General features: G+C 61.0%; 24 protein-coding genes. 12 read left to right on the top strand and 12 right to left on the bottom strand.

The window, feature by feature from the left end; translation table 11 throughout:
• Nucleotides 1-112: 112 nt before the first annotated feature.
• From U5G49_RS25320 to U5G49_RS25305, 4 genes are all read right to left on the bottom strand, one after another.
• The gene (locus U5G49_RS25320) at nucleotides 113-2,017 is read right to left on the bottom strand and encodes an ABC transporter substrate-binding protein (protein WP_018246420.1); all 1,905 of its coding nucleotides are present in this window, start codon (nucleotides 2,015-2,017) and stop codon (nucleotides 113-115) included.
• A 187-nt stretch (nucleotides 2,018-2,204) separates the two neighbouring features.
• Nucleotides 2,205-3,713 carry an arabinosylfuranosidase ArfA gene (arfA, locus tag U5G49_RS25315; protein WP_193446640.1) on the bottom strand — a complete coding sequence of 503 codons (1,509 nt, stop codon included), beginning with the start codon at nucleotides 3,711-3,713 and terminating at the stop codon, nucleotides 2,205-2,207.
• A gap of 210 nt (nucleotides 3,714-3,923) precedes the next feature.
• On the bottom strand, nucleotides 3,924-4,850 hold the full coding sequence (locus tag U5G49_RS25310) for an ArsR/SmtB family transcription factor (protein WP_182565565.1): 927 nt from the start codon (nucleotides 4,848-4,850) through the stop codon (nucleotides 3,924-3,926).
• Nucleotides 4,851-4,984: 134 nt separating this feature from the next.
• Nucleotides 4,985-6,274 (bottom strand): cytochrome-c peroxidase, encoded by a 1,290-nt coding sequence (locus tag U5G49_RS25305; protein WP_193446641.1) that lies wholly within the window; start codon nucleotides 6,272-6,274, stop codon nucleotides 4,985-4,987.
• Between the two features lie 198 nt (nucleotides 6,275-6,472).
• Between U5G49_RS25305 and U5G49_RS25300 the strand changes: the two genes are divergently transcribed.
• Entirely contained in the window at nucleotides 6,473-8,017 is a 1,545-nt protein-coding gene (locus U5G49_RS25300; RefSeq protein WP_193446642.1) for an acid phosphatase, read from the top strand.
• 55 nt (nucleotides 8,018-8,072) lie between these two features.
• Here U5G49_RS25300 and U5G49_RS25295 read toward each other — a convergent pair whose 3' ends face one another.
• On the bottom strand, nucleotides 8,073-8,831 hold the full coding sequence (locus U5G49_RS25295) for an IclR family transcriptional regulator (protein WP_018246425.1): 759 nt from the start codon (nucleotides 8,829-8,831) through the stop codon (nucleotides 8,073-8,075).
• Between the two features lie 156 nt (nucleotides 8,832-8,987).
• Here U5G49_RS25295 and U5G49_RS25290 point away from each other — a divergent pair, with 156 nt between their 5' ends.
• From U5G49_RS25290 to ligD, 9 genes are all read left to right on the top strand, one after another.
• Nucleotides 8,988-9,695 carry a 3-oxoacid CoA-transferase subunit A gene (locus U5G49_RS25290; protein WP_115156816.1) on the top strand — a complete coding sequence of 236 codons (708 nt, stop codon included), beginning with the start codon at nucleotides 8,988-8,990 and terminating at the stop codon, nucleotides 9,693-9,695.
• Nucleotides 9,692-10,381 (top strand): CoA transferase subunit B, encoded by a 690-nt coding sequence (locus U5G49_RS25285; protein WP_193446643.1) that lies wholly within the window; start codon nucleotides 9,692-9,694, stop codon nucleotides 10,379-10,381. Before U5G49_RS25290 ends, U5G49_RS25285 begins: the two co-directional genes overlap by 4 nt.
• Before the next feature lie 9 nt (nucleotides 10,382-10,390).
• A complete protein-coding gene (gene pcaF, locus U5G49_RS25280; RefSeq protein ID WP_193446644.1) occupies nucleotides 10,391-11,596 on the top strand; it encodes a 3-oxoadipyl-CoA thiolase in 1,206 nt (401 codons plus the stop codon).
• A gap of 85 nt (nucleotides 11,597-11,681) precedes the next feature.
• Nucleotides 11,682-12,164 carry a GNAT family N-acetyltransferase gene (locus tag U5G49_RS25275; protein ID WP_112908607.1) on the top strand — a complete coding sequence of 161 codons (483 nt, stop codon included), beginning with the start codon at nucleotides 11,682-11,684 and terminating at the stop codon, nucleotides 12,162-12,164.
• Nucleotides 12,165-12,296: 132 nt separating this feature from the next.
• Nucleotides 12,297-13,511 carry an MFS transporter gene (locus U5G49_RS25270; RefSeq protein WP_193446645.1) on the top strand — a complete coding sequence of 405 codons (1,215 nt, stop codon included), beginning with the start codon at nucleotides 12,297-12,299 and terminating at the stop codon, nucleotides 13,509-13,511.
• Between the two features lie 197 nt (nucleotides 13,512-13,708).
• The gene (locus tag U5G49_RS25265) at nucleotides 13,709-14,503 is read left to right on the top strand and encodes an SDR family NAD(P)-dependent oxidoreductase (RefSeq protein ID WP_024319955.1); all 795 of its coding nucleotides are present in this window, start codon (nucleotides 13,709-13,711) and stop codon (nucleotides 14,501-14,503) included.
• 95 nt (nucleotides 14,504-14,598) lie between these two features.
• A complete protein-coding gene (gene glgX / locus U5G49_RS25260; RefSeq protein ID WP_018246432.1) occupies nucleotides 14,599-16,755 on the top strand; it encodes a glycogen debranching protein GlgX in 2,157 nt (718 codons plus the stop codon).
• An 8-nt stretch (nucleotides 16,756-16,763) separates the two neighbouring features.
• Nucleotides 16,764-17,771 (top strand): DNA topoisomerase IB, encoded by a 1,008-nt coding sequence (locus U5G49_RS25255; RefSeq protein WP_193446646.1) that lies wholly within the window; start codon nucleotides 16,764-16,766, stop codon nucleotides 17,769-17,771.
• On the top strand, nucleotides 17,768-18,646 hold the full coding sequence (gene ligD, locus U5G49_RS25250) for a non-homologous end-joining DNA ligase (protein ID WP_018246434.1): 879 nt from the start codon (nucleotides 17,768-17,770) through the stop codon (nucleotides 18,644-18,646). Before U5G49_RS25255 ends, ligD begins: the two co-directional genes overlap by 4 nt.
• A 12-nt stretch (nucleotides 18,647-18,658) precedes the next feature.
• Here the strand turns inward: ligD and U5G49_RS25245 are convergent, their stop codons facing one another.
• Genes U5G49_RS25245 through U5G49_RS25235 form a run of 3 tightly spaced genes read right to left on the bottom strand, consistent with a single transcriptional unit; the run spans nucleotide 18,659 to nucleotide 20,055 of the window.
• Entirely contained in the window at nucleotides 18,659-19,384 is a 726-nt protein-coding gene (locus U5G49_RS25245; RefSeq protein WP_193446647.1) for a glutathione S-transferase, read from the bottom strand.
• A 6-nt stretch (nucleotides 19,385-19,390) separates the two neighbouring features.
• Nucleotides 19,391-19,681 (bottom strand): DUF3175 domain-containing protein, encoded by a 291-nt coding sequence (locus U5G49_RS25240; protein ID WP_193446648.1) that lies wholly within the window; start codon nucleotides 19,679-19,681, stop codon nucleotides 19,391-19,393.
• Nucleotides 19,682-19,740: 59 nt separating this feature from the next.
• Entirely contained in the window at nucleotides 19,741-20,055 is a 315-nt protein-coding gene (locus tag U5G49_RS25235; RefSeq protein WP_193446649.1) for a plasmid stabilization protein, read from the bottom strand.
• 163 nt (nucleotides 20,056-20,218) lie between these two features.
• On the opposite strand from U5G49_RS25235, the gene U5G49_RS25230 reads away from it, so the two are divergent.
• A complete protein-coding gene (locus U5G49_RS25230) occupies nucleotides 20,219-20,587 on the top strand; it encodes a hypothetical protein (RefSeq protein ID WP_193446650.1) in 369 nt (122 codons plus the stop codon).
• Nucleotides 20,588-20,684: 97 nt separating this feature from the next.
• On the opposite strand, the gene U5G49_RS25225 is transcribed toward U5G49_RS25230, so the two are convergent.
• From U5G49_RS25225 to U5G49_RS25210, 4 genes are all read right to left on the bottom strand, one after another.
• Entirely contained in the window at nucleotides 20,685-23,402 is a 2,718-nt protein-coding gene (locus U5G49_RS25225; RefSeq protein WP_193446651.1) for a hybrid sensor histidine kinase/response regulator, read from the bottom strand.
• A 216-nt stretch (nucleotides 23,403-23,618) separates the two neighbouring features.
• Nucleotides 23,619-23,792 carry a hypothetical protein gene (locus U5G49_RS25220; RefSeq protein WP_003548963.1) on the bottom strand — a complete coding sequence of 58 codons (174 nt, stop codon included), beginning with the start codon at nucleotides 23,790-23,792 and terminating at the stop codon, nucleotides 23,619-23,621.
• A 317-nt stretch (nucleotides 23,793-24,109) separates the two neighbouring features.
• On the bottom strand, nucleotides 24,110-24,364 hold the full coding sequence (locus U5G49_RS25215) for a DUF2934 domain-containing protein (RefSeq protein WP_193446652.1): 255 nt from the start codon (nucleotides 24,362-24,364) through the stop codon (nucleotides 24,110-24,112).
• Between the two features lie 144 nt (nucleotides 24,365-24,508).
• Nucleotides 24,509-25,150 (bottom strand): UdgX family uracil-DNA binding protein, encoded by a 642-nt coding sequence (locus U5G49_RS25210; RefSeq protein WP_193446653.1) that lies wholly within the window; start codon nucleotides 25,148-25,150, stop codon nucleotides 24,509-24,511.
• A gap of 214 nt (nucleotides 25,151-25,364) precedes the next feature.
• Here U5G49_RS25210 and U5G49_RS25205 point away from each other — a divergent pair, with 214 nt between their 5' ends.
• Nucleotides 25,365-26,828, top strand: a complete 1,464-nt coding sequence (locus U5G49_RS25205) for a phospholipase D-like domain-containing protein (protein WP_193446656.1) — start codon at nucleotides 25,365-25,367, stop codon at nucleotides 26,826-26,828.
• Nucleotides 26,829-26,882: the final 54 nt, after the last annotated feature.

Genomic DNA, 26,882 nt, shown 5'->3' with positions numbered 1-26,882 from the left:
AGGGCAGTGGTTCCTCTCTGGTTCCCTTCATCGACAGGAAAGGATCGACGGACATGCCACATGCCCGTCGATAGGGGGCCGGCGCGCAACACTCGCGCCGGCGTTGGGAGGATTATTTCGGTTGTGCCGGCTTGAGTTTGACCATCATCAGCCTGGAGTTTGCCCAATTCGGCACTGGGTCGGTATAGGGGTCTGATATCGTCGGATAGCCGGTCCAATAGGTCGTATCCATCGAGGTAAAGACGTTATACGACATCAGCGGGATCGTCGGCATTTCGCGGGCGACCAGCTTCAGATAATCCTTGCCGAGTTCGACGCCCTTCGGATCGTCGGCACTGATGCCGCGGATGCTTTCGATGATCTTGTCGAGCTCCGGATTGCTCCAGCGCTGCCAGTTGCGCGGCGGCTGATTGTCACCCTTCTTGGCCACGAACTGCGAGTGCCAGCTGTCGAGGAAGAACGACAGGTCAGGATCGCCGCCCCAGGTCTCGACGCTCCAGGCAATCGCCACCTGGAAATCGCCGGGCTGGAGTGCCACCTGCCAAAGTTTCGCGGCCGGTACGGCTTTGGCGTCGATGCCGAATGCGGCCCATTGCTGTGCGATCAGCGTTCCGGCGCGGGTGAAGACCGAGCGTGTGTCGCCTTCCACCGTCATCCGGATCTTGAAGGGCTGTCCATCAGGGGTCAGCCATTTGCCGCCGGATTTCTTGAAGCCTGCCTTCTCCAGCAGTTCGCCGGCAGCCTTCGGATCCGGTTTCCACCAGCCATAGCCGAAGGCACCGCTGATTGCCTGCGGGTCGGTCGGGATCTGGTCCTTGAACTTCGGCTGCTTGCGCAGAATATCGGCGATCTGTTGCCCGACCGTCGGGTCATAAGGCTTAATCTTGCTCTTGCCGGTATCGATCTCGAAATTCTTCAGCCAATCCTGCATCGGCGCCTGATAGTCCTTCATCGTGGCCGCCGTCGGCGGCACGCCGAGCGCCGAAAGCGTCGCTGCCCCGCGATAGCTCGCCATGTCGACCGCCTTGATGTCGATCAGCAGGGCAAGCGCCCAGCGTACATCAGCGTTGTCAAATGGCGGATCCTGCGTGTTGAAAATGACAGCCGGAAGTGTCGGATCCGGATGGGCGAAGGGGAAGCCCGGAAACCAGGTTTCGATCGACTTGGATTTCTCCTTGAGGGTGAACATGCCCTCTGGCGTATTGTCGTGGATGATATCGAGATTGTGCTCGAGCTGGGCGATCGTCCGCTTATCCGGCGGGCCGGGATCGGTATAGGTCACGTATTTCGGGGCCGGCTCGCCGAAGCGGGCAAGCGAGGTCCGTTGCCAGTCGTCACGCTTCTCCCAGGTATACCATTTGCCCTGGGGATCAAACGACTTGAGCTTGTATGCGCCGAGCGAGACGGGATTGGCGAAGTCATAACGAAGCGGATCTTCGACTTTTTCGAAGACATGCTTGGGCATGATCCAGGCGCCGTTCCAGCGAACGGTGAAAATGGCGTGGAAGCGCGAATTGGGCTTCTTCAGCTTGAACACGACAGTCGAGGGGTCTGTCGCCTCGACGCTTGCCACCTGCACCGAGAAGGCAGCACTCCAGACCATGCCGGGGTGATCCATCTGCGTCTTGACGGTGTAGACCACGTCGTCTGCCGTGAACTCCACACCGTCGCTCCAGAAGAGCCCCTTGCGCAGTTTCACGGTCATCTCGGTGAAGTCGGCATTATATTGCGGCTTGTCGGCAGCCAGCGAATTGTCCCAGGTCGCGCCGCCAAGCCCTTGTTCGGGATCGATATACCAGAGCGTATCCATGGTCAGCTGCTGCAGGCCGGTCGATACGCCGCCGCCGCCATTGACCCAGATGTTGAACCAGCCGGGATTTTTGATCGTCCCTTCCGGATTTTCGACGATGAGCGTCTCCTTGCGCGGCAAGGAGGTGTAGTCATCGGCCTTGGCCGTCGCTGTCAGGCCGAGTGCGGCCAGCGCGACGCCAAATGCAAGCCTCTTCCACTGTTGCATGAACTCCTCCCTAGAAAGCGACGATACGGCGGCCGCAAAGGCACGCATGGGCACGTCGCGGTTGTCGGTTCGCGGAAGCGTTAGGACTTGAACGGTCAGGTCCGGGACCTCAGTGAACCATCGCTCCGGCTCCCTGCCTCCTCGCAGCGAGCCGAATATTTTCAGCCGGAATGTCCGGCGGTAGCTGTCACACCGACAGCCGGATGACGTTGTAGGAGAACGGTTTCAACGCCGCCCGCAGCCGTCCATCCTCAATCTTTCCACTCTCGACATTGACGGGAGCAACCGTTTGCGGTCGCGCCGCCGTATTGACGGCTTCCAGATCACCGTGGGTCATTTCCACCTGCTCGACCACCCGGGCATTTCCGAAGCCTTCCAACCGCACATCGAGATCGAGCGCCGTGCTCGGATGGCGGTTGACGGCAAAGAAGGTCAGCGACCTGCCGTCTTCGGAATGGACTGCCGATACGTCGAGATAGGGGACGTCGTTTTCCTCGTCGCTGTCATAGGTCGGGCCATCGACGACCAGCTGCAGCGCCGTTCCACGGCCATATCTGGAGGCGTAATAGAACGGGTAGTAGATGGTCTGGCGCCACGCCGCACCGCCGTCTTCGGTCATGATCGGGGCGATGACGTTGACGAGCTGCGCGATGCAGGCGATGCGCACGCGGTCGGAGCGACGGATGAAGGTGTTCAGGATGCCGCCGACCTGCAGCACGTCTTCGAAATTATAGATGTCTTCCAAGAGATGCGGCGCATCCGGCCATTCGTCGCGCGCCAGGATCTCCTTGTCCTGCTGGTTGGAATGATACCAGACATTCCATTCGTCGAAGGAAATGCCGATCGTCTTCTTCGAGCGTTTTTTTGCCTTGATGTAGTCGATCACGCCGCCGATCGTGGTGATGTAGCGGTCGAGCTTCGTCGCGCGGGCGAGATAGTTGAGCGTATTTTTCTCGCGGTTGGCAAAATACATATGCAGCGAGATATGGTCGGCGCTGTCATAGCACTGCTCGAGGACCTGGGCTTCCCACTCGGGATAGGTCTTCATGTCGGAATTGGACGAGCCGCAGACCACGAGTTCGAGGGACTTGTCGAACCCGCGCATGGCCTTCGCCGTCTCATCCGCCAGCCGGCCATATTCATAGGCCGACTTGTGGCCGACCTGCCAGGGGCCATCCATCTCGTTGCCGAGGCACCACAATCTGACATCGTGCGGATTAGACCAGCCGTGCTTGCGGCGCAGATCCGACCAGTAGGTGCCGCCGGGATGATTGCAATATTCCAGGAAATTGCGGGCCGCATCCAGGCCGCGTGATCCGAGATTGACGGCGAGCATCGGCTTGGTATTCGCCTTCTTGCACCAGTCGACGAATTCATTCACGCCGATCTGGTTGGCTTCGCGGGTGCGCCAGGCAAGGTCGAGGCGAACTGGACGCTCCGCACGGGGCCCTACGCCGTCTTCCCAATTATAGGCCGAGACGAAATTACCGCCGGGATAGCGGCAGTATGGCGTGTCAAGATCACGCACCAGATCAAGGACATCCTGCCGGAATCCATCCTCATCGGCCGTCGGGTGTCCGGGCTCATAAATGCCCCCGTAGATCGCCCTGCCGAGATGCTCGAGAAATGAACTGTAGAGCCTGGAGTCAATGGTCGCGATGCGGAAATCGCGGTGAACCACAACGTTCGTCTTCAACGGATCCTCCCGTTTATATATCAGATATTTTGTTTTCTTGCCTCTAACTTGATATCAGGAATGTTGTTCTGTCAACCAAGTTGCGACTTTAATCATACTAATAAGGATTTCAGAAAAAAGCGTCTAATTACAGTTACTTGGATGACTTTATCGGTCGTCGCAACTGGAAAGAATCGTGATATTTAAATCAAGATTTCCGATTTTGAGTTTTCAGACGTGTAGCCGCATGATGATATCGCGGCCGTGATTTCCGAAGCCGCGACCGAAAATATTGACGCCGCCGGTATGGCCGGCATTTTCTGCGATGCCGACCCGGAGCCGGATGGAGGAATGCTGGGCAAGCGCGAGATCGCTGAGCGTGACATTCGAGGCGGCCATACCGTCGATGAAGGTGCCGCGCGTGGAGATCCGCCAGGTCTTCATCATCCCATATTGCGAGCCCTCGAGCTTCCACCATGCCGGCGTGAAGGCGCCGCGCTTGTCGCCGTAATCGCCAGGGGACGTCCAGGTTCCGATCGCCATTCCATTGACCCAGAGCGTTATATCCGAAGGCCAGTCCGGATTGGTGCCCGGCACCTCGGACGACAGCTCCAGCGAGAACTCTATGGCGCGGATATCCTTGTTTAACACCTTGGCGTTGTTGGGGAATTTATATTCCACATATCCCCGGCCGAACCAGACGAGCCCAGCCTGCATGCGCTGCGGATCGAGGAAATAGTCGGGGACATCGAGGGGGCCGATGACGCTCTCGGTGGAGCAAAGACCGCACGGCGCATGGACGTCGCAACTGGTGTAGAGCCCCACAGGCATCTCGACTTCGATGATATTATTGGCCCTTTGGGCTGCACTTTCCTCGAAGCTGATCAGAATTTCGCTGTAGATCGCCGAGCAGATCTTCTGGTTTCCCTTCCGGGCCTTCGTCAGCTGGGAATCGACCAGCCGGGCGTCTTCCAAAATCTGGATCCCGGTGGCGACAGTCGATTGAGGAAGAGAAAGGGCACGCGCGATATCGTTGATATTCATTGGTCCCTTGGCGCAGAGCAGCTTGAGCATCTCCAGCCGCGCCGGCGCCGAAAGCGCGCGTATCGCATCATTATTCTCGCCGGCGGCAATGGTCAAAAACGAGCGTTCCATCATTCCCCCACTATTTCCGATGAAATGATGTATATCTGAAATTATGATACATCAAGTGGAAATGCGTCGACGGGTTTGATTGTTATTGTTGAGAAAGACGTCATTGGTCCTGGGCATTTCTTAAAATTCCAGGCGTCCTAATGCCCGGTCGCCTCGGGCTGCAGATCGGCATCGGTCAGGGTTTTGAGGAAAGCGACGATGTCGTCGATTTCGGGATCGGTGAGGGCAGGCGCGTCGCCCGGCTTCCTGCCGAAGGGCGGATCCTGGTTGAGGTTATCCCAATAGGCCTGCGGCAGGTCGTCATATTTCCGAACCGTGCCATCTGAATTTTTCGGATACCAACGGCCGGGATCGTTGTCGCGCGTCGCATAGAAGGAGACGACGTCGCGCAGCGAGTGGAAATAGCCGTTGTGGAAGAAGCTCTGCTTCAGCGCGACATTGCGCAGCGTCGGGGTGCGGAACAGACCGCAATATTTGCCACGTCCGGCAAAGTCGGTGCGTTGGGGACCGCAGAGACCGAGATCATGATAGTTCGGATCGTTGTTGGCCGGGATCGCCATGTTGCGCGGTGCGGCAAGCCCGAGGAAGCCGAAATCGGAAAATTGCGGCGGCTCGCCGTCATTGGCGGGTTCGCTTAAGTGACAGCTCGAACAGTTGCCCTTGGCTGGGTCCTCGAACAACTGCCGTCCGCGCAGTTCCTGCGTCGTCAGCGTCGCCTTGCCGGCGAGAAAGGCGTCGTAGCGGCTGGAATAGGGATAAAAATCCGGGCCGCTCTGCTCGAAGGTGGCGAGCGCCTCGGCGGCGGCATCAAAGGCATCCTTAGAATTGTCGAACACCGTTTCGCCGAAGGCCGCCTTGATGTCGTCGGCATAGGCGGCCTTGCGCAGCTTCGCCACCACCTGGGCCGCATCCTTGTTGCCCATTTCGAAAGGCGAGAGCAGCGGGATCTTCGCCTGATCGGCACCGTGATCGACCCGGCCGTCCCAGGTCAGGCCGCCCGTCGGGCCGTTGTCGACGCTTTCGTCTCCCTCGTCCTCGGAATCGTAATAATGCTCGGTGAAAGCAGGTACCGATTGCAGGTAACGCAGCGTCGGAACAGCGCGCAACCCCGGCTGGTCCCGATGTTCGCCGCCCATTTCGACCGGCATGGCCGATGCCGGGCCGAAGGCGTGATTGGGATCATGGCAGGACGCGCAGGCCTGCAAGCCAGAGGCCGACAGCGAGGTATCTGAGAATATCTTGCGGCCAAGTGCGGTCAGCGTTTCGGCTCGGGCGAAGGCCTCAGCGCGCGACATCGGTCCGGGATGAACGCCGACAGCAGGCGCCGCGCTGCTTTGCCGCAGGGGAAGAATGGCAAGACCAAGCGCCACGGCACCCATGCCGACGGCCAGGCCGGAGCGCACAAGCCAGATGATCTTCGTCGTCATGATAAGGATTCCAATAAGTTAGTACTGGTTTCCGCCATGATCGAACCTCGCTGCAACAAATTGATGACGGCCAGTCTCCTGCGGCATCACGGCAACCCTGATGTCACAAAGTTGATAGACGGCCGGAATAGCGTCCGAACGCCCCCCGAGCGTTCTCCGCTCCCTCTAGCCAACGCCCCTAGCCATGAGGTACCACCCGTGACAAGACTGAAACTCCTCCATTCGATCTGTCTCGCCGGATCGGCCATCGTGCCGTTCGCGGTGGCGACGGCAGCCCATGCGGCACCGGCCGGTTACGACAAGATCGACAATGTCGTCGTCATCTATGCCGAAAACCGTAGTTTCGATAATCTCTATGGCAGTTTTCCCGGCGCCGACGGGCTCTCGAACGCGACCGCCGATCGCGCACGCCAGCTCGACCGCGACGGCCAGCCGCTGTCCGAACTACCGCCGGCCTGGGGCGGCCTCACCGCCAAGGGTGTCTCGCCTGCCGTCACCGAGGCGCAGTCGGCCCATCTCGCCAACGCCTCCTTCGCGATCGACGATCCGCAGGGCTTCGCAGAGGCGCCTTCGGTCATCACCCGCGACCTCTGGCATCGCTTCTACCAGGAGCAGATGCAGATCGACGGCGGCAAGAACGACAAGTTCGTCGCCTGGGCCGATTCCGGCAGCCTGGTCATGGGCCATTACGACGGCTCCATCCTGCCGATGTGGCAGGTCGCCAAGAAATACGTCATTGCCGACAATTTCTTCCAGGGCGCCTTCGGCGGTTCTTTCCTCAACCATTTCGCGCTGGTCTGCGCCTGCACGCCCTATTATCCCAACGCCGACAAGAGCCCGGCCAAGCCCACCATCGCCAAGGTGGATGCGGATGGCACGTCGCTGACCGTGGCGGAGAACGCCCCGAAGTCGGCGCTGGACGGCGCACCGAAATTCGTTTCCGACGGCACGCTGACGCCTGACTTCTACGCCGTCAACACCATGCAGCCGCCCTACCAGCCGAGCGCCAATCCGCCGGCCAAGGATGGTGACGCGGCCTATGCCGATCCGGCGGCGGCAACGACGCTGCCGCCGCAGCATGAAATCACCATCGGCGACCTGCTGTCGCTGAAGGGTGTCAGCTGGGCCTGGTATAGCGGCGCCTGGCAGGCAGCCCTTGATGGCAAGAATGCCACCCCGGTGCCGAACTTCCAGTTCCATCACCAGCCGTTCAACTATTTCGCCAATTTCGCGCCCGGCACGCCGGCGCGTGCGGATCATCTGAGGGATGGTGGCCTAGGCGGTGAAGCCTTCCTTAGGGATATCGACGACGGCAAGCTGCCGGCGGTTTCCTTCTACAAGCCGCAGGGCAACCTCAACGAACATGGCGGTTATGCCGATGTTTCGAGCGGTGACCAGCATCTTGCCGATGTCGTCTCCCACCTGGAGAAGAGCCCGCAATGGGGCCATATGCTCGTCATCGTCACCTATGACGAGAATGGCGGGTTCTGGGATCACGTCGCGCCGCCGAAGGCCGATCGCTGGGGCCCGGGCAACCGCATTCCGGCCTTCATCATCTCGCCCTTCGCCAAGGGCGGCATGGTCGATCATACGCAGTACGACACGACGTCGATCATCCGCTTCATCACCGCGCGCTACGATCTGCCGGTGCTGCCCGGCATCGTCGCCCGCGACAAGGCGCTGCGCAACAACGACCGGCCGCCGATGGGCGACCTGACTGCCGCGCTCGACCTGACGCATTGACCGATTATGAGCCGCCCCGGCGCTGGCCGGGGTCGCTTTCCCTTCAGGCTTACCGTCACCGCCGCAGCAGCGGCCGCAATGCCGCCTGCGTTTCCTTCAGCAGCGGCAGATAGCGCTCCTTCATCTCCGCCGCCGGGACGAGAGCAGCCGGCGCGCCGATATTGATCGCCGCGACCGTTTCGCCACGGTCGTTGTCGATAGGCACGGCAATGGAGCAGAGGCCGATCTCCAGCTCCTGATCGATGATGGCGTAACCCTCAGTGCGGACGCGGCGGAATTCGGCGATCAGCTCATCCGGATCGGTTCTGGTATTTGCAGTGTTTTGTTTCAGCTCGCTGCGGGCCAGGATCGCGCGGGCCTCGCTCTCGGTAAGGGCTGCGAGCAGCACGCGCCCCATCGAGGCGCAGTAGGCGGGCAGGCGGCTGCCGGGGGTGAGATTGATCGACATGACGCGGCGCTGCGAGGCGCGGGCGATATAGACGATGTCGGTGCCGTCGAGCACCGAAGCCGAGGCGCTCTGGCCGGCCTTTTCCGAGAGAAGATCGAGATGTGGCTGCAGCAGCGCCGGCAGCGGCGTCGCTGAGAGATAGGCATGGCCAAGGCGCAGGATCTTCGGCGTCAGCGTGAAGAACTTGCCGTCATAATCGGCATAACCGAGTTCGGCGAGCGTGAGCAGCGACCGACGCACGGTGGCGCGGTCAAGCTCCGTCAGCTTGGCGGCCTCGGCAATGGAAAGCCGCTGCCGCGTTTCACCGAACGCTTCGATGACCTTCAGGCCGCGGGCAAAGCCGCTGACGAAATCCGTTTCGCGCATGGGTCCAGTCTCCAATGGATTCATTCACTTTGTGCGATATATGAACAAATGTCAAATATCGCACAAATACATTGCCGCTTGGCCCGCCGCTCTTTATGTCTACCCCAGAGGACGGGATGGAGAGTTCCCGATCGCATAGCCAAGGAGAGATCCCGCATGGACAAGACAGTCGGGAGCACGGCGGAAGCCGTCTCTGAGATCGGTGATGGCGCGACCGTCATGATCGGTGGTTTTGGTGGCTCGGGCGCGCCGATCGAGCTCATTCATGCCTTGATCGACAAGGGCGCCAAAAACCTTACCGTGATCAACAACAATGCCGGCAACGGGCGCATCGGTATCGCCGCGATGATCGATGCCGGCATGGTGCGGAAGATGATCTGCTCTTTCCCGCGTTCGTCGGATCCGCGCGCCTTCACCGACAAATATTTGGCCGGCGAAATCGAGCTCGAGCTTGTGCCGCAGGGAACGCTTGCCGAGCGCATCCGCGCCGGCGGGGCCGGCATCCCGGCCTTTTATACGCCGACGGCCTACGGCACCGAACTGGCCAACGGTAAGGTCATCGCCGAATTCGAAGGCCGTCACTACGTGCAGGAGCGCTGGCTGAAGGCCGACTTCGCGATCGTGAAGGCCGAGATCGGCGATATCCAGGGCAACCTCACCTACAACAAGGCCGGCCGCAACTTCAATCCGCTGATGTGCATGGCCGCGGCGAAGACCATCGTCCAGGTCTCATCCATCGTGCCGGCCGGCGGCATCGATCCCGAACATGTGGTGACACCTGGTATTTTCGTCAACCGCGTTGTCGCCGTCCCCAGTCCCCAGCAGGAAGAAGAGCTCATTCGAGCCGGAGTGGCCTACGTATGACCATCGACACTCGTGAAGACATCAAGCTTTCCAATGCGCAGATCGCCTGGCGCGCCGCGCAGGATATTGCCGATGGCGCCTATGTGAACCTCGGCATCGGCTTTCCCGAAATGGTCGCCCGTTATCAGCCGCCCGGCCGTCAGGCGATCTTCCACACCGAAAACGGCATCCTGAATTTCGGCGAGCCGCCGGCGGCAGGAGAGGAAGACTGGGACCTGATCAACGCCGGCAAGAAGGCGGTGACGCTGAAGCCGGGTGCCGCCTTCTTCCATCACGCCGACAGCTTCGCCATGGTGCGCGGCGGCCATCTCGACGTTGCGATCCTCGGCGCCTATCAGGTCGCCCAGAATGGCGATCTCGCCAACTGGCGGGTGGGCAGCAAAGGGGTGCCGGCCGTTGGCGGCGCCATGGACCTCGTGCATGGTGCCAAGCAGGTCTGCGTCATCACCGAGCACGTCACCAAAACAGGCGAGCCGAAGCTGGTGGAGAAATGCACCTTCCCGCTGACCGGCGTTGGCTGCATCACCCGCATCTATACCAGCCATGCCGTCATCGACATCGTGAAGGAACGCTTCGTTCTGCGCGAGAAGCTGGCCGCTATGTCGCAAGAGGAATTGCAGGCCATGACCGGTGCGCCGCTGCACGTCGAGGGCCCCGTCGGCGACCTCGTCGTCCCCAAACTCTGAGGAAAAGCCATGACCGAAGCCTTTATCTGCGACTATGTCAGAACGCCGATCGGCCGCTTCGCCGGCTCGCTGTCCCAGGTGCGCGCCGACGACCTCGGTGCGATCCCGCTGAAGGCATTGATGGCACGCAACAGCGCCGTCGATTGGGAAGCTGTCGATGACGTGATCTTCGGCTGCGCCAACCAGGCGGGCGAAGACAACCGCAATGTCGCGCGCATGTCGGCCCTGCTTGCCGGCCTGCCGATCGGTGTTCCGGGCACGACGATCAACCGGCTCTGCGGCTCCGGCATGGATGCCGTAATCACGGCGGCGCGCGCCGTCCGCTCCGGCGAGGCCGAGCTGATGATCGCTGGCGGCGTCGAGAGCATGTCGCGCGCGCCCTTCGTCATGCCGAAGGCCGAGACGGCCTTTTCACGGGCCGCCGAAATCCACGACACGACGATCGGCTGGCGCTTCGTCAACCCGCTGATGAAGAAGCAATATGGCGTCGATTCGATGCCGGAGACGGGTGAGAACGTCGCCGCAGACTATCATGTCAGTCGCGAAGACCAGGATGCATTCGCGGTGCGAAGCCAGGCGAAGGCGGCTGCCGCCCAGGCGAACGGACGGTTGGCAAAGGAGATCACCCCGGTGACCGTCCCGCAGCGCAAGGGCGATCCCGTTATCATTGACAAGGACGAGCATCCGCGCGTGACGACGATCGAAACGCTGGCGAAACTCGCCACGCCCTTCAAGAAGGAAGGCGGCACGGTGACGGCTGGCAATGCCTCCGGCGTCAATGACGGGGCAGCGGCGCTGATCGTCGCCTCCGAAGCGGCGGCGCGGAAATATGGCCTGACGCCGATCGCCCGTATCCTTGGTGGCGCGGCCGCCGCCGTTCCGCCAAGGGTGATGGGTGTCGGGCCGATCCCGGCCTCGCGCAAGCTGATGGCACGGCTCGGCATGACCGCGGAGCAGTTCGATGTGATCGAACTCAACGAGGCCTTCGCCAGCCAGGGACTGGCGGTGCTGCGCGCGCTCGGGATTGCCGATGATGACGCGCGGGTGAACCGCAATGGCGGCGCGATCGCGCTCGGCCACCCGCTTGGTATGTCGGGCGCACGCATCACTGGCACGGCGGCATTCGAACTTCTGCAGACCGGTGGAAAATATTCGCTGTCGACCATGTGCATCGGTGTCGGGCAGGGGATCGCGGTTGCGCTTGAAAGGGTTTGAGGTCGGTTGAAAACGGGACGCTGCCGGCGTTCGCGGAGGCTTTCGACCCGTTGCGCGCCATATCAGGCTTCTGTAGAAATCGGGCATGTTGATCCGACCCGCAGACGAGAATGATCAAAGCGCCATCTGGAGGATCATCGGTCCGACGATCCGCGCCGGCGAAACCTATGCGCTCGATCGCGATCTGACTGAGGCCGATGCGCTCGCCTACTGGATGGGACCGGATCGCGAGACCTTCGTCGCCGAAGAGAATGGCGTGATCCTCGGCACCTATTACATCAAGGCCAATCAGGCAGGCGGCGGCCGGCATGTCTGCAACTGCGGCTACATGACCGACGCTGCCGCCAGCGGCCGGGGCGTCGCCCGCATGATGCACGAGCATTCCCTGGAACATGCCCGCTTGCGGGGCTTTCGGGCGATGCAGTTCAATTTCGTCGTCAGCAGCAATGAACGTGCGGTCGCGCTGTGGCAGTCTCTCGGCTTCGATATCGTCGGCCGGCTCCCTGGCGTGTTCCTTCATCCGACGCAGGGCTATGTCGACGCATTGGTGATGTTTCGCACCCTCTAAGTACGACGAAAAAAGATGTGAGTGCGCTGTCCAATTTGCAGCGCTTCAAACGTCTTTGGATTGCAGGCGCGAAATGTGGCAGGCTTGCCGCATGCGTCGCGATCACTCTGTCGGCATGGAGGTTATGAAGCCATGAGTGTTTCCTATCGTTGGGTCATCGTCGCTGTGGGCGCTTTGATGACATGCGTTGCGCTCGGCGCGATGTTCTCGCTGGCGATTTTCCAGGAGCCGATTGCAACGGCGACCGGCTGGTCGCATGTCGGCATAGCGAGTGCGATGACGCTGAACTTCATCGTCATGGGCTTCGGCGGATTCTTCTGGGGTGCGGCAAGCGATCGCTTCGGCCCCCGCGTCGTCGTGCTGATCGGGTCGGTGCTGCTCGGCCTGGCGCTGGTCCTCGCGAGCCGCGCCGAGACGCTGCTGCAGTTCCAGCTGACCTACGGTATCCTCGTCGGATTGGCCGCCAGCACGTTTTTCGCGCCGATGATCGCGGCGACGACCGCCTGGTTCGACGAAAACCGCGGCCTTGCGGTGTCGCTGGTTTCCGCCGGCATGGGTGTCGCGCCGATGACCATCTCACCCTTCGCGCGCTGGCTGATCTCGGCCTATGATTGGCGGCCGGCCATGCTGATCATCGGTGTCGCGGCCTGGGTGCTGCTGGTGCCGGCCGCGCTTCTCGTCAGGCGCCCGCCTGTCGAGACCGCCGATACCGGAACTGAGTTCGCGGCCGACGGCGCTCGGCCGCAGCTGTCGAAAGTATTTCGATCGCCGCAATTCATCGTGCTTGGCCTGACCTTTTCAGCCTGCTGCGCAGCGCATTCCGGGCCGATCTTCCACATGGTGAACTATGCGACGATCTGCGGCGTAGCACCTATGGCGGCCGTCAGTATCTACAGCGTCGAGGGCCTGGCTGGACTGGGCGGCCGGCTGCTTTATGGCAGCCTTGCCGACAGGATCGGGGTGAAGCCGGTGCTCGTCGCCGGGCTGCTGGTGCAGGCGGCAGCACTTGCCACCTATCTCTTGGTCAGCCGGCTCGGCGAATTCTATGCGCTCGCCATCGTCTTCGGCAGTGCCTATGGCGGTGTGATGCCGCTCTATGCGGTGCTGGCGCGGGAATATTTCGGGCCGCGCATCATCGGCACCGTCTTCGGTGCTGCAACGATGCTCTCCAGCCTCGGCATGGCCTTCGGCCCTCTCGTCGGCGGCTGGATATTCGACACTTTCGGCAATTATTCCTGGCTGTTCATTGGCTCCGCAATGGTCGGGTTGGGGGCGGCGGCAATAGCGCTGGCATTCCCGCCTGTCGCCCACCAGAAACCACAGCCGGCCTTTGGCGTGGCTCCGTAACGAGACCCCTTTCGGTGCTCGCACGCAATCTCAGGCGGCCGTCGGTGACGATGGCCGCTTGTATGAAGACCGCCCAGCGCTCCTATGGCGATGCAATCTCGCTCTTTCGTGCATTGCCCTTCATCGATTTCCCCTAGATACTTCTCCTATTCGTTTCATCACCTATGTCCTTGGTTTTTCGGGAGGCTATCGTCGCCATGGTCGAACTTGCGCAATCGCTCGCATCCATCAAGCTGCCGGACCTGTCCGGCAAGGCCGTGCTGATCACCGGCGCCTCGACCGGTATTGGCGCGGCACTCGCCCGCGCCTTTGCGGCTCAAGGGGCCAAGGTCGGTGTGCATTACAATGCCAGCCGCGAGCCGGCGGAAAAACTTGCAGACGAGATCCGGGCTGCCGGCGGCACGGTGCATCTGATCCAGGGCGACGTGTCGAGGGAAGGCGAGACCGAGCGTGTCGTCGAGGAGACGGCGAAGACCTTCGGTCATCTCGACGGCCTCATCAACAATGCCGGCGGCATGCTGGGGCGCAAGCCGACTTCGGAGTATACCGACGCGCATTATGCCGCGGTCATGGACCTCAACGCCCGTTCGGTGCTGGCGGCAACGCGTGCGGCGCATCCCTGGCTGAAGAAGCAGGGCGGCTTCATCATCAATACCACCTCGATCGCCGCGCGCAATGGCGGCGGCAATGGTGCGATCCTTTATGCGGCATCCAAGGGCTTCGTCTCGACGATCACCCGCGGTCATGCCAAGGAATTCGTCGCCGACAGGATCCGTGTCAACGCGGTGGCGCCGGGCGTTATCGCAACACCCTTCCATGAGCGTTATACCAATGACGAGCAGATGGAACTGCAGCGCAAATCGATCCCGATGGGCTTCGTCGGCACATCGGAGGATTGCGTCGGGGCCTATCTCTTCCTCGCCTCGCCGACGCTGTCTGGCTACATCACCGGCCAGATTATCGAGGTTAACGGCGGACAGTTGATGCCTTAATCTCCGCCTCCTCAAGAGATCTTCCCTTGCGAGGCAAGGGAACTTTCGAGCCGCCGTTACGTTTCCCGCATGGTCTTTTTATCGAGCGGGGCATTATGAGCTATTCATTTTCGGAACTCGACTTCCTCAAGCCGGAGCTCGGGGCGGAATATACGGGTTCGGGCACCCATTTCGCGGTATTCTCAGCGCATGCAGAACAGATTGAGCTCTGCCTCTTCTCGCCTGATGGCAAGAAGGAGGTGGCGCGATTGCCGCTGCCGAAGCGCGAAGGCGATATCTGGTCCGGCTATATCGCCGGCGTCGGACCGGGCACGGTCTACGGCTATCGCGCCCATGGTCCCTATGATCCCAACGCCGGCCATCGCTTCAATGCGAACAAGCTGCTGCTCGACCCCTATGCCAAACAGGTCACCGGCGAGCTGACATGGGATGACGCGCTGTTCGGCTATCAGATCGGCGAAGACGATCTTTCCTTCGACGAGCGCGACAGCGCGCCATTCACGGTCAAGGGCGTGGTGCAGGATCCGGATTTCGATTGGGCGGGTGAAGAGGCGATCCGCCGTCCCTGGCCGGATACGATCATCTACGAGGCGCATGTGCGCGGCCTGACGATGACGCATCCGAAGGTGCCGGACCGGCTGCGTGGCACCTTTCTCGGCATGTGCAGCGATCCGATCATCGATCATCTCGTCAAGCTCGGCATCTCGGCGATCGAGCTTCTGCCGATCCAATATTTCCTCGACGATCGCTATCTCCTGGAAAACAACCTACGCAATTATTGGGGCTACCAGACACTCGGTTTCTTCGCGCCGCAATCGCGCTACATGTCCGGCGACAAGATCACCGAAATCAAGACCATGGTGAAGAAGTTCCATGCCGCCGGCATCGAAGTCATCATGGACGTGGTCTACAACCACACCGCCGAGGGCAGCGAGAAAGGTCCGACGCTCTCCTTCCGTGGGCTGGATAATGCGAGCTACTATATCCTCTCCCCTGATGATCCGCGCCACACCTTCGATACGACGGGCACGGGCAATACGCTGAATGCCGCCAATCCTATGGTGATGCGCATGGTGCTCGACAGCCTGCGTTATTGGGTCGGCGTCATGCATATCGACGGCTTTCGTTTCGACCTTGCCAGCACGCTCGGCCGCCAGGATATGGAATTCGACCGGCAGGGCCTGTTCTTCGGCGCCATCCGCCAGGATCCGATCCTCGCCGGCGTCAAGCTGATCGCCGAGCCCTGGGACGTGGGCGATGGCGGCTATCAGGTTGGTGGTTTTCCGCATCCCTTCCGTGAGTGGAACGACAAGTTTCGCGACGACGTGCGCCGCTTTTGGAAGGGCGACGGCGGCATGGTGTCGGAGATCTCGCAGCGCATCACCGGCTCGGCGGTACAGTTCAACCACTCGGATCGCGGCGCGACCTCATCGATCAATCTGCTGTCGGCCCATGACGGCTTCACCCTGATGGACACGGTTTCCTTCAACGACAAGCACAATGACGCGAACGGTGAGGATAACCGGGACGGACATTCGGACAATCATTCGGACAATATGGGTGCCGAAGGTGTGACGGATAACGAGGACATCAACAGCCTTCGGGCACGGCGGCGGCGCAACATGATGGCGACGCTGATGCTCTCCCAGGGCGTTCCGATGATCCTTGCCGGTGATGAGGTGGGCAACAGCCAGGGCGGCAATAACAACGCCTATTGCCAGGATAACGAGATCGGCTGGACGGATTGGTCGGGGCTCGACGACCCCTTCCTCGATTTCTGCCGACAGGCCGTCGCATTCCGCAAGGCCCATCCCGTCCTGCGGCAAGAGCGGTTTCTGACCGGCGAGACTGCCGAGGACGGCCGCATCGAGATCGCCTGGTACAAGCCGGATGGCAGTTTCATGGACGATGGGGCCTGGAACGACGACGGATTGCAGGTGCTCGGGGTCTATGTCTCGAGGAGCGTGAATGCCCCAGACACCGAGACGATGGACGACCTCTTCCTCATCTTCAATGCCGGCGGCGATTGCGAGGTGCACCTGCCTGTCGTGAATGGGCTGAAGCAGTGGTCGCGGGTTCTCGACACGGGGACGGAGACGGATGCCTTCGAGGTGCACGAGCCGGAGAACCCGGTCATCGTCTATGCCCAGAGCGTGGCGGTCTTCGCGCCGAAGGGACAGACCGAGCCGCCGAAGGGCGCGACAAAAGCCGAGCGCCGCCGCTGGTTCCAGTTCGGCCGCAGGAGCAAGTAGCAGAGACCATGAATGCCGAAGCCATCACCGACCTTGGTCTCGTCTATGTCAGCGATACTGAACCAGGCATCCGCAGACGAAGGAAGGGCAAGGGCTTCAGCTACGTGCTGCCCGACGGCACGACGCTTGCCGACGAATTGCAGCGGGCGCGCATCGGCGCGCTCGGTCTGCCGCCGGCCTATGAAAATGTCTGGATCTGCCTCTACGAGAACGGCCATCTGCAGGCGACAGGCTTCGATGCGCGCGGACGCAAGCAATACCGCTACCACAAGGAATGGCAATCTTTCCGAAGTGCCGGAAAATTCCATCAGCTGATCGAATTCGGTCGGGCGTTGCCTCGCATACGCCGCACCGTGTTGCGCCATCTCGCCACCGGCGCGGAGGATGTCAACGGCGTGCTTGCGGCTTTGACGACCCTGCTTGACGAGGCGCATTTGCGCGTCGGCAACCAGGCCTATGTCAGGGAGAACGGCACCTATGGTGCAACGACGCTGCTGAAGCGCCACCTGAAGATCGTCGACGGGCAGATAGAGCTGAAATTCCGCGCCAAGGGTGGCAAGCGTGTCCAGCGCAGTCTCAAACATCCCAGGCTGCAGAAGATCCTGGAGGAGATAGCGGACCTGCCCGGCCGCCAGCTCTTCGTCTGGAAGGATGAAAGCGGCGCGCTGAAGCCAATCGATTCCGGCCGGTTGAACGCCTATCTGGCCGAGATATCGGGGATTCCCATTTCGGCGAAGACCTTCCGCACCTGGGCCGGATCGCTGGCGGCCTTCGGAGCGGCGCGCGAGACGATTGTCGGCGGCGGCCGGCCGACGGTAAAGCAGATGTCGGAAGCCGCAGCCGAGGCGCTGCACAACACACCGGCGATCTCGCGCTCGAGCTATATCCATCCCGCGATCATCGCGCTCGCCGGCAACGATCATCCGCTGATCGAGAATGGCAACGAGCCGCTGCGGGGCTTGCGGGCCGAGGAAAACAGGCTACTTGATTTCCTCACAAGCGAGATCGAAGAATGAGCCCCAGAAATCCGCCGGCAGCAGATGTATCGCTGACCCATCCCGACCGGCTCTATTGGCCGGATGAGGGCGTAACCAAGCAGGCGCTAGCGGATTATTACGCGGCGGTCTGGCCATTCATGGTGCCTTATGTCGTCAATCGGCCGTTGGCATTGCTGCGTCTGCCGGACGGGATAAAAAGCCAACAGCGGTTCTTCCAGAAACATGCCTGGAAGGGCATGAATCCGCATATCGAGGAGATCGCCGACCCGCAGGATGCGGACGGCGAAAAGCTGCTGCGCATCGCCGATTTCAACGGTCTCGTGGCGCTGGTGCAATCGGCCGTGCTCGAAATTCATCCCTGGGGTGTAACGACCGACAATTGGGAAAAACCCGATATGATCACCATGGACCTCGATCCTGGCGAGGACGTAGCCTGGAGCGCTGTCATAACAGCAGCGATTGAATTGAAGGCGCGGCTGGAAGCCCGTGGCCTGGCGGCCTTCGTCAAGACATCAGGCGGCAAGGGGCTGCATGTGGTGACACCGCTTTCGCCGAAGGCCGGCTGGGCGGAGGTGAAGGATTTCGCCCATTCGCTGGCCGAAAGCATGTCGGCCGATGCGCCGGAGAAATATCTGGCAACCGCGACGAAGGCAAAACGCGGCGGGCATATCTACATCGACTATCTCCGCAACGGCCGCGGCAACACGGCGGTCGCGGCCTATTCGACGCGGGCACGACCGGGTGCGCCGGTTTCGATGCCGCTCGATTGGCCCGATTTGGACGAGGTCAGCGGTCCGGCCGCTTTTACACTCGGCAACGTGCCGCATCGGCTGGAGACCCGGCCGAAGGACCCGTGGGGAAATTTCTTTGATGCGGCCGTGCCACTCGAGTGAACGGCTGTTAACTCATCCCGCGCTGTCGAGCTCAGGATAATGCCTGAAAATCCCTTCCTCGTTGAAGGCGAGGCGGCGGGGGGAGGCGAGATAGCGGGCAATGTTCGGACGTTTCGCTACCGCATCATGCAGAGCCAGCAGCGCGGGATATTCGGCCTTGCGGTTTGCCATGGCTTTCGGAAAGGCATAGGTCAGCCCCTCGATCACCTGGAAAAGCGAGAGGTCGACATAGGTCAGCGCACCGCCGACTATATGAATGCGACCCTTCGGGTTCTGCCGCAGCACACGCTCGAAATAGCCGAGGAATTTCGGAATGCGTTCGCGGATGAAGGCGGCTGAGCGAGCCTTCGCCTCGTCCTTCTGGTCCTCGTAATAGAGCGACATGTCGATCGGATGGTGCGTGTCGTGCACTTCGGCGACGAAATCGGCGACGGTCAGCTGCAGGCCGTTGACGACGTGGCGAAGGCCTTCGTCCTCAGGCGCAAGGCGGAGCTTCGGACCGAGGTAAAACAGGATGTTGGCGACATGCGAGATGATGAGGTCGCCGTCCTTCAAGAAGGGTGGCGCGAAAGGAATATGCGGTTCGCTTTCACTCTCCATGATGTCGATCATGGCGCTGGTGCCACGCCCGGGCTGGCGGGTGATATCGATATAGTCGGCGCCGGCTTCTTCCAGAGCTAACCGCACGAATTCGCCGCGACCTTGAATGCCGTCCCAATAATAAAGCTCGTATGCCATGGCTGCTCAATCCTTCGGTTGACGACCGAAGTCTTTTCGCAATTCGTCCTTGGCTTTTTCAAGAGTGCCGCGTCGCCTATTCGTCAGTTGGTCGCCAGCGCGGTTGATGTAGAAGGTCAGCATCGACATGGCGGCGCGATAAGGGCTCGACTTGCGGCGATCGCTCTCTTCGGCGGAGTGCTTGACGGAACGGGCAATCTTCTTCGGATCGTCCGATTTGAATACGCCTTCTTTCAGGTCCATTGCATCGCTGTGTTCGGTAACGTCCTGCGACCATTTCTTCTTCGATTTGGCCATGTCGAAAATCCTTTTGCGGGATGCGGTCAGCGGCAAGTCACCGCCTGTCCTATTTCCAATCAGTGGTGGGTATGGTGTTCGTTTCGCTTGCGCGTCGCAGCGGCCTTCTTCGCAGAGGCGGACCGCTCCTCCTTCGAGCGTGCGGCGGATGCCGCGCCGCCGATGCGGCCGCCCTTTTCGGAGGATTCATGCGTGTCCTTCTTGCCGCGGCCGGAACCGGATTTATTGCCGCCGCCGCTTTCCTTGTTGACGGTCGCCCAGGCACGCCGTTCGGCCTCCTTCTCGGAGACGCCGCCCTCTTCGTAGCTTTCCTCGATGTGCTCGGCTTTGCGCTTCTGCTTGTCGGTATAGTCGGATTTGTCACCTTTCGGCATCTCAGCCTCCTTTGATTTTCAAAGGGATTGAACCGGTACGGCGCCCAAAAGTTCCGGCCGCGGGCATGGCTTGCAAGCCCGGATTCGGGAACAAAAGCCGGTTTTGTCAGGTTCCCGATGGGAAAGCCTTCACACCGCCCGCACATGAGAAGGAGCCGAGAACATGGAAAAACACATCGTCAAAGCCGATGGAAACGGCGCGATCGACGTGAACGGCCAGGTGTCGCCGGTCACCTATACCGTCAGCCTCAAGCAAGGGAAGGGGCACTCCTACGAGGTTGACATCCGCCTGATGGCGCCGCGCGACTGGCTGCTGCAGAGGGGTTTCGAGCGGGATGCCGTGTTGGTCAGCCAAAGCGGCGCGCGCATTCCCGTCTATCACGATGATGGCAATCATCACGATGATGACAGTCATCACGATGATGGCCGGCTCGATCCTGCCGACACGATCTCGATCGAACTGGCGGCGCGCGACGACAGCTGCACCAGCGAGGTGGATCTGATGCGCAAATATCCCGAGTTCGACGGCTAGCGCATTTCCGTTTTTTTCCGAATCACGGAAATGCTCTATCTCTTTGTCTCCACGCAATTCCGGACGCAACACCGCTGCGCACTTTTGCTGAATTGCTCTAGCCAACAGGCCGTTGCTGAACGGCGGTCTTCACCGCCCGTTCGAGCGCGGTGCTGCTGAACGGTTTTGACAGCAGCACAGAGCCGGACAGGCGGCTTGCATCCGGCAGGCTGCTGTGGCCGGTGGCAAAGACCAGGCCGACCGACGGAAAGGCCTCGCGCGCCTTGGCGGCAAAGACCGGACCCGACATGCCGGGCAGGCTGACATCGGCGACGATGATGTCGATGACGGTCTGTCCGAGGATTTCCACGCCCCGTTCGCCGCTATCAGCCTCGATGACGTCATAACCGAGATCCTGGAGAATCTCGGCAGTATCCATGCGGATGAAGGCGTCGTCTTCCACAAGCAGCAGCTTCAACTTTTCATCGGTGATATCGGGATGTTTGGGAACGGGCGCTGCGGCATCGCTCACCCCCTGGCGGCGTTGCGTCCGGCTGGCAAGCACGTGGCGGATCTTGCGGGCGAGCTCCTCGCGCGTATAGGGCTTGGAGAGCAGTTCCAGACCAGGATCGAGCCTGCCGCCATGGACGATCGAATTTTCGGTATAGCCCGATGTGTAGAGCACGGCGATATCAGGCAGGCGCTCGCGCGCCATGCGCGCAAGTTCCGGGCTTCTCAATGGGCCGGGCATGACGACATCGGTAAAGAGCAGGTCGATATGGGCGCCGCTTTCGATAACGGTGAGCGCGCTTTGCGCATCCTTGGCTTTCAGCACGTGGTAGCCGAGATCCGTCAGCATCTCGATGACAGTCGTGCGCACACCCTCGTCATCCTCGGCGACGAGGATTGTTTCCGTGCCCCCGGTTGCCGGCACACTGTCGATGTTGGTGATGCGATCTTCGCTCTGGAACGAGCGGGGCAGATAGAGCTTGACGGTCGTGCCTTCGCCGATCTCGCTGTAGATCTTCACGTGGCCGCCGGACTGCTTGACGAAGCCATAGACCATCGACAGGCCAAGACCGGTACCCTTGCCTTCCGGCTTGGTCGAGAAGAAGGGCTCGAATGCCTGTTCTATTACCTCCTGCATCATGCCGGAACCGGTATCGGTGACCGCCAGCACGACATATTGGCCGGCGGTGACTTCGGGATGGGTGCGGCTGTAGGAATCGTCGAGGAAGGCGTTGCCGACCTCGATCGTCAGCTTGCCGGCGCCATCCATCGCGTCGCGGGAGTTGATCGCAAGGTTGAGCAGGGCGTTCTCGATCTGGGTGGGATCGGCAAAGCTGTTCCAGAGACCGCCGGAAACCATGGTCTCAACTTCGATCTCCTCGCCGAGCGCGCGGCGCAGCATGTCGTCCATGCCGGTGACGAGACGGCCGATATTGACGACCTTCGGTTCCAACGGTTGGCGACGGCCGAAGGCGAGCAGTTGGCTTGCCAGCCGCGAGCCGCGTTCGACGGCGGCAAGCGCGTTGGAAATGCGTTCCTTGGCCCGGCCGCTCTCTGCCACGTCCTTGCCGAGAAGCTGCAGGTTGCCTGAGATCACTTGCAGCAGATTGTTGAAATCATGGGCGACGCCGCCGGTAAGCTTGCCGATCGATTCCATCTTCTGCGATTGCTGGAGTGCTGCTTCGGCCTGCTGACGCTCGGCAATCTCGGCCGCGACGCGGACTTCGAGCATTTCATTGAGTTTTCGCAGCTGATCTTCCATGCCGCGGCGCTGGTCGATTTCGACTTTGGCAGCACGGAAGAGCCGGATATTGTCGATCGCGACGGCTGATTGGCCGGCGAGACTGACGAGGCTCGACTCGGTCGCTTGGGAAAAACGGCCGGGCTGGCCGTGGCCGAAGAACAAGCCGCCGATGACGCTGCCGTCGCGTGATTTCACCGGCACGGCAAGATAGCTCCTGACCGGCAGATGCCCCTTGGGCATGCCTGTATGTGGCGCATTCTGCCCGTAGCGCGGGTCGAGCAGGATGTCGTCGGAGCGCACGATGCCTTCGCCCTCGAAGGTTGGCGCGAAGACCTTGGTATTGCGCGGCATCGGGAATTTCTCGAAGTTCTTCCGATCGACACCGGAGAGCGCATAGAGCATATAGCTGCCGCCCTCGCCATCGTCGACATTGTAGAAGAAGGCGCCGAATTCCGCGCCGGTCAGCGTCACGCCGGCATCGACGACAATCTGGGTAAGGCGTTCGACACTGGGCTCGGCGGTGATGGCGGCTCCCGCCCGGTTGACGACCGCAAGCGCCTCCGATTTCACGCGCAGCTCTTCCAGCGCCGTCTCTTCGCCGCGCTTGGCCGACACCTGGTCGGTGACATCAAGGGCCGCACAGAGGATGCCGGCGATTGTGCCGTCATCGTCGCGCAGCGGCGTGTATGAGAAGGTGAACCAGGTGTCCTCGGTGCGGCCGTCGCGGCGCATCGGGATGAGCAGCTCTTTGAACAGCTGCGAACTGCCGTCGAGCGTGCTGGCGACGATCGGCGAGAACTGTTCCCAAATATCCGCCCAGACCTCGCGGAAAGGTCTTCCGAGTGCGTCGGGATGGCGCTGCGGGAAAACAGGCACGTAGGCGTCATTGTAGAGAAAGGCGAGATCCGGACCCCAGGCGACGAATTTGGGCTGGCGGGAATTCAACACCATTTCGGCGATATTTTTGAGAGAAGCGGGCCAGCTTTCGACCGGACCGAGACCGACGGCGTGGAAAGCCGGATGCCGTAACAATTCGCCGATTTCGCCGCCGCCTCTCGGCCAGCCGTTCCCGACGCTTCCCATTCAAAATCGCTTCCTTGTCGTCCGCTGCGCTGGAGTGTTGGCCACCTCGGGATTCAGCCCTTCCAAACCCTCAACATAGAGGCTTCCGATAGGAGGGAAAGGGCGCGGTCGAAATATCCTTAACCCAGAGCTTTGTGCGTCCTTTCGCACGCGCAATGCTCGATGCGCCAGGGCGTCCAACACTTTTAGCCGTCTACGGATGGCGCCTGCGGGCTGTTATTTTCGATAGAGTTTTTGCGATGCGGCGAAGGCTCGGCCGATATAGACGGAGACCAACTGCACCGGCGCGCGCGGATCGCGGAAAACCAGTCCGACTAGGTTATCGACGACAAGGATGAACCCGAGCGCGAGACCGAGGTAGAGCAGCGCGGCGATGACGAGGAGCGACATCTCCATCCCTCACACGATCGCAGTCGAAGCGCGGTTGCTGGCTAAAAAGAGGATTTCGGTTTGACCGTCGTTCATGGCAACTTCCCCGTCCCGCCATAAACTGTCATCGTAACTTCTTGTTCCCGGTTATCGGGCGAAGGTTCAACTTTTTTCGGAAGCCTCAAAGCTTGCAGCGTCATCCGGCCTCTGTTCACCCCCGCATGGAAGCCCCACCTCTGAAATTGCATAAAGCACAACTAATTCAGGCATATGACAAACGGGCCCCAAAGGGCGTCGCGACGACGCCCTTTTTCTCGACGTGCTCGGTATTTCGGTGTTCAGGACGCCGTCTTGCGGCTCGCAGTCCGTTTCGGTGCCGGTGTCACGACGCCGTTCGTCTTGCTGCCCGTCACGCTGCGCTTCGCCTTGGGCTTGACTTCCTTGCCGTCGGAAGACGCAGCAGAACCTTCGAGCCTGTCGCGCTCGTGTCGTGCCTGTTCCCAATGGATGGAATCTCGCCCTGTCGGATAGCCCTCTTCTTCCCAGAGGGCGTATGCACGTTTTTTGATCCACTCTTCCCGAGTTTCTGTCATCGCTGATCTCCAGTCACATGATGCCGTCGTTCGAACGCGATACTGCTTTAGATGGTTCCAGAGGAGGGGAACTCTTTCAAGCGAAATCGCGCTGCGCCCGCGAATATTTCGCGTTGCAGCATATTAGGGTTGAGAATCGACCTTTCATTGGGGCCGAAACTCCCCCGCCCTGTGCAGATCTGACACGAAATCCCGGCGCTGCCGGCGCCGCTCCGCCTCGTCGCGGATGCGCAAGAGATAGGAGGGGTGGATGGTGACCAGAACGGGTGGACGGTTTGTCGGATGCAGGATATGGCCGCGCTGCGGCGTCAGCTTCACCTTTGGCCCGAGCACCGCATAAAGTGCGCTTGCGCCGAGCGTCACGATAAGTTTCGGCTGCAGGATGTTGAGTTCGGCGCCGAGCCACCAGGCGCAACGCATGATCTCGCCGGCATTCGGTTTTGAATGCAGCCGCCGTTTGCCGCGCGGCGTGAACTTGAAGTGCTTGACGGCATTGGTGACATAGCAGCGCTGCCGGTCGAGACCGGCCTCTTCCAGGCAGCGATCGAGCAGTTGGCCGGCGGGACCGACGAAGGGCCTGCCGGTCAGATCCTCCTGATCGCCCGGCTGCTCTCCGATGAAGACGATCTCGGCTTTCACAGAACCTTCGCCGAAGACGATTTGCGTGGCATTCCTATAGAGATCACAACGGGTGCAGCCTTCCGCCTGATGCCGGAGTTCGGCAATGCTTGCGGCATCCGCGACTTCGAGCGCCAAGGCAGGGCCGACACTTGCGGCTATGTTCATGATGGCGATCCTCATCTCCTCGGGATCAATCGATCTGTGCCGGCATTGTTCCCATTCGGGAATGGGCAGCGCGCTTTCGAAATCGCAGGCCCCCCTTTCTGAACTTTTCGCGATCGATCCCGGGCCGGCAAAATGATCACGGTAAGAAATTTCGCGTCATGGGAGAGCGGCGGCGTGATTGAACGTCGCCATTTCGCGGCTATATTCGCCAGCGATGTTCTATCTTCTGTCGACCTACTGGCCGCATATCCTCTTTGTCGTTTCGATCGCCATGGGGGCCGCGGCGGCGATCCATGCCGCCATGACCAAGGAGGAAGTGCGCGCGGCGATCGGCTGGGTCGGCGTCATCATTCTGTCTCCGATTATCGGTGCGCTGCTCTATGCAATTGCCGGCATCAACCGCATCCGCCGCAAATCGCTGAGCGTCCGTCGCGACGCGCTGCTGCTTGCGGCCGAATTCGACGAACTGGAGACATTCGATGCCGAGGCCGAGACGGTGATCAGCCAGTTCGGCCGCCGTTTTGCCGCACTGCAGACGCTGGGCGACCGGGTGACGCGCAATCCGCTGACGACAGGCAATTCGATCGATGTGCTGGAGACCGGCGACGAGGCCTATGCGGCGATGAAATCAAATATCGACGAGGCGACACGCAGCATTCTGCTCGAAACCTATATTTTCGACCGTGACGCTGTCGGCCTTCGCATCGCCGATGCGCTGATTGCGGCGGTCAGCCGCGGTGTCGAGGTCCGGGTGCTGATCGACGCGGTCGGTGCGCGTTATTCGGTGCCGAGCATTCTCGGCCATCTCAGGGAAGGCGGCGTCACCGTTGCCGTCTTCAACGGCAACGTCATCATGGGCTTGCGGCTGCCCTATGCCAATCTGCGCACCCACCGCAAGATCCTGATCGTCGACGGGAAAATTGCGCTGACGGGCGGAATGAACATCAGGGCGGGCTTCAGCGAGGAGGCAACAGGCGAGAGCTTTGCCCACGACACGCATTTCAGCGTCACCGGCCCTGTCGTGGCCGACCTTTTCGACCTCGCCGCCGAAGACTGGCGCTTCTCGACGCAGGAGTTGTTGAACGACGAGCCCTGGCGCATCGAACCCCCAGAGCGCAGCCCCGGTGATCCCATCCTGATGCGTGTCGTCGCCTCCGGCCCGGACCGCAGCGTCGAGACCAACCACAAGATGCTGATGGGCGCCTTTTCCGTGGCGCGCCAATCGATCCGCATCATGTCGCCCTATTTCCTGCCGGACCGCGAACTCATCAGCGCGCTGGTGACGGCGGCGCGGCGCGGGGTCGAAGTCGATATCGTCGTGCCTGCGGTCAACAACCTCGTGCTGGTCGACCGGGCGATGACGGGGCAATTCGATCAGATCCTCAAGAATTATTGCCGCATCTGGCGTTCCACCGGCAGCTTCAGCCATTCGAAGCTGCTGACGATCGACGGCACCTGGGCCTATGTCGGCTCTTCCAATCTCGACCCGCGTTCGCTGCGGCTGAATTTTGAGGTCGATCTCGAAGTGCTGAACGAGGGCTTCGCCACCGAGATCGACGAGCACATCGAGGAAACCTTGAAAACGGCAACGCCGGTGACACTTGACGGGCTGCAGGCGCGACCCTTCGCGGTGCGGCTGCTCGAGAAGGTGCTATGGCTAGGGTCGCCCTATCTCTGAAGGATTTTTTGTGATCGGACGTGGCAAGTCCGGCTTGCCTGCCTATACTGCGGA

The organism is Rhizobium indigoferae (genome assembly GCF_034554815.1).
In the GTDB taxonomy this organism is placed as follows: domain Bacteria; phylum Pseudomonadota; class Alphaproteobacteria; order Rhizobiales; family Rhizobiaceae; genus Rhizobium; species Rhizobium leguminosarum.
The sequence above is the reverse complement of the archived record's forward strand: the minus strand, read 5'-3'. Positions and strand labels throughout refer to the sequence as shown.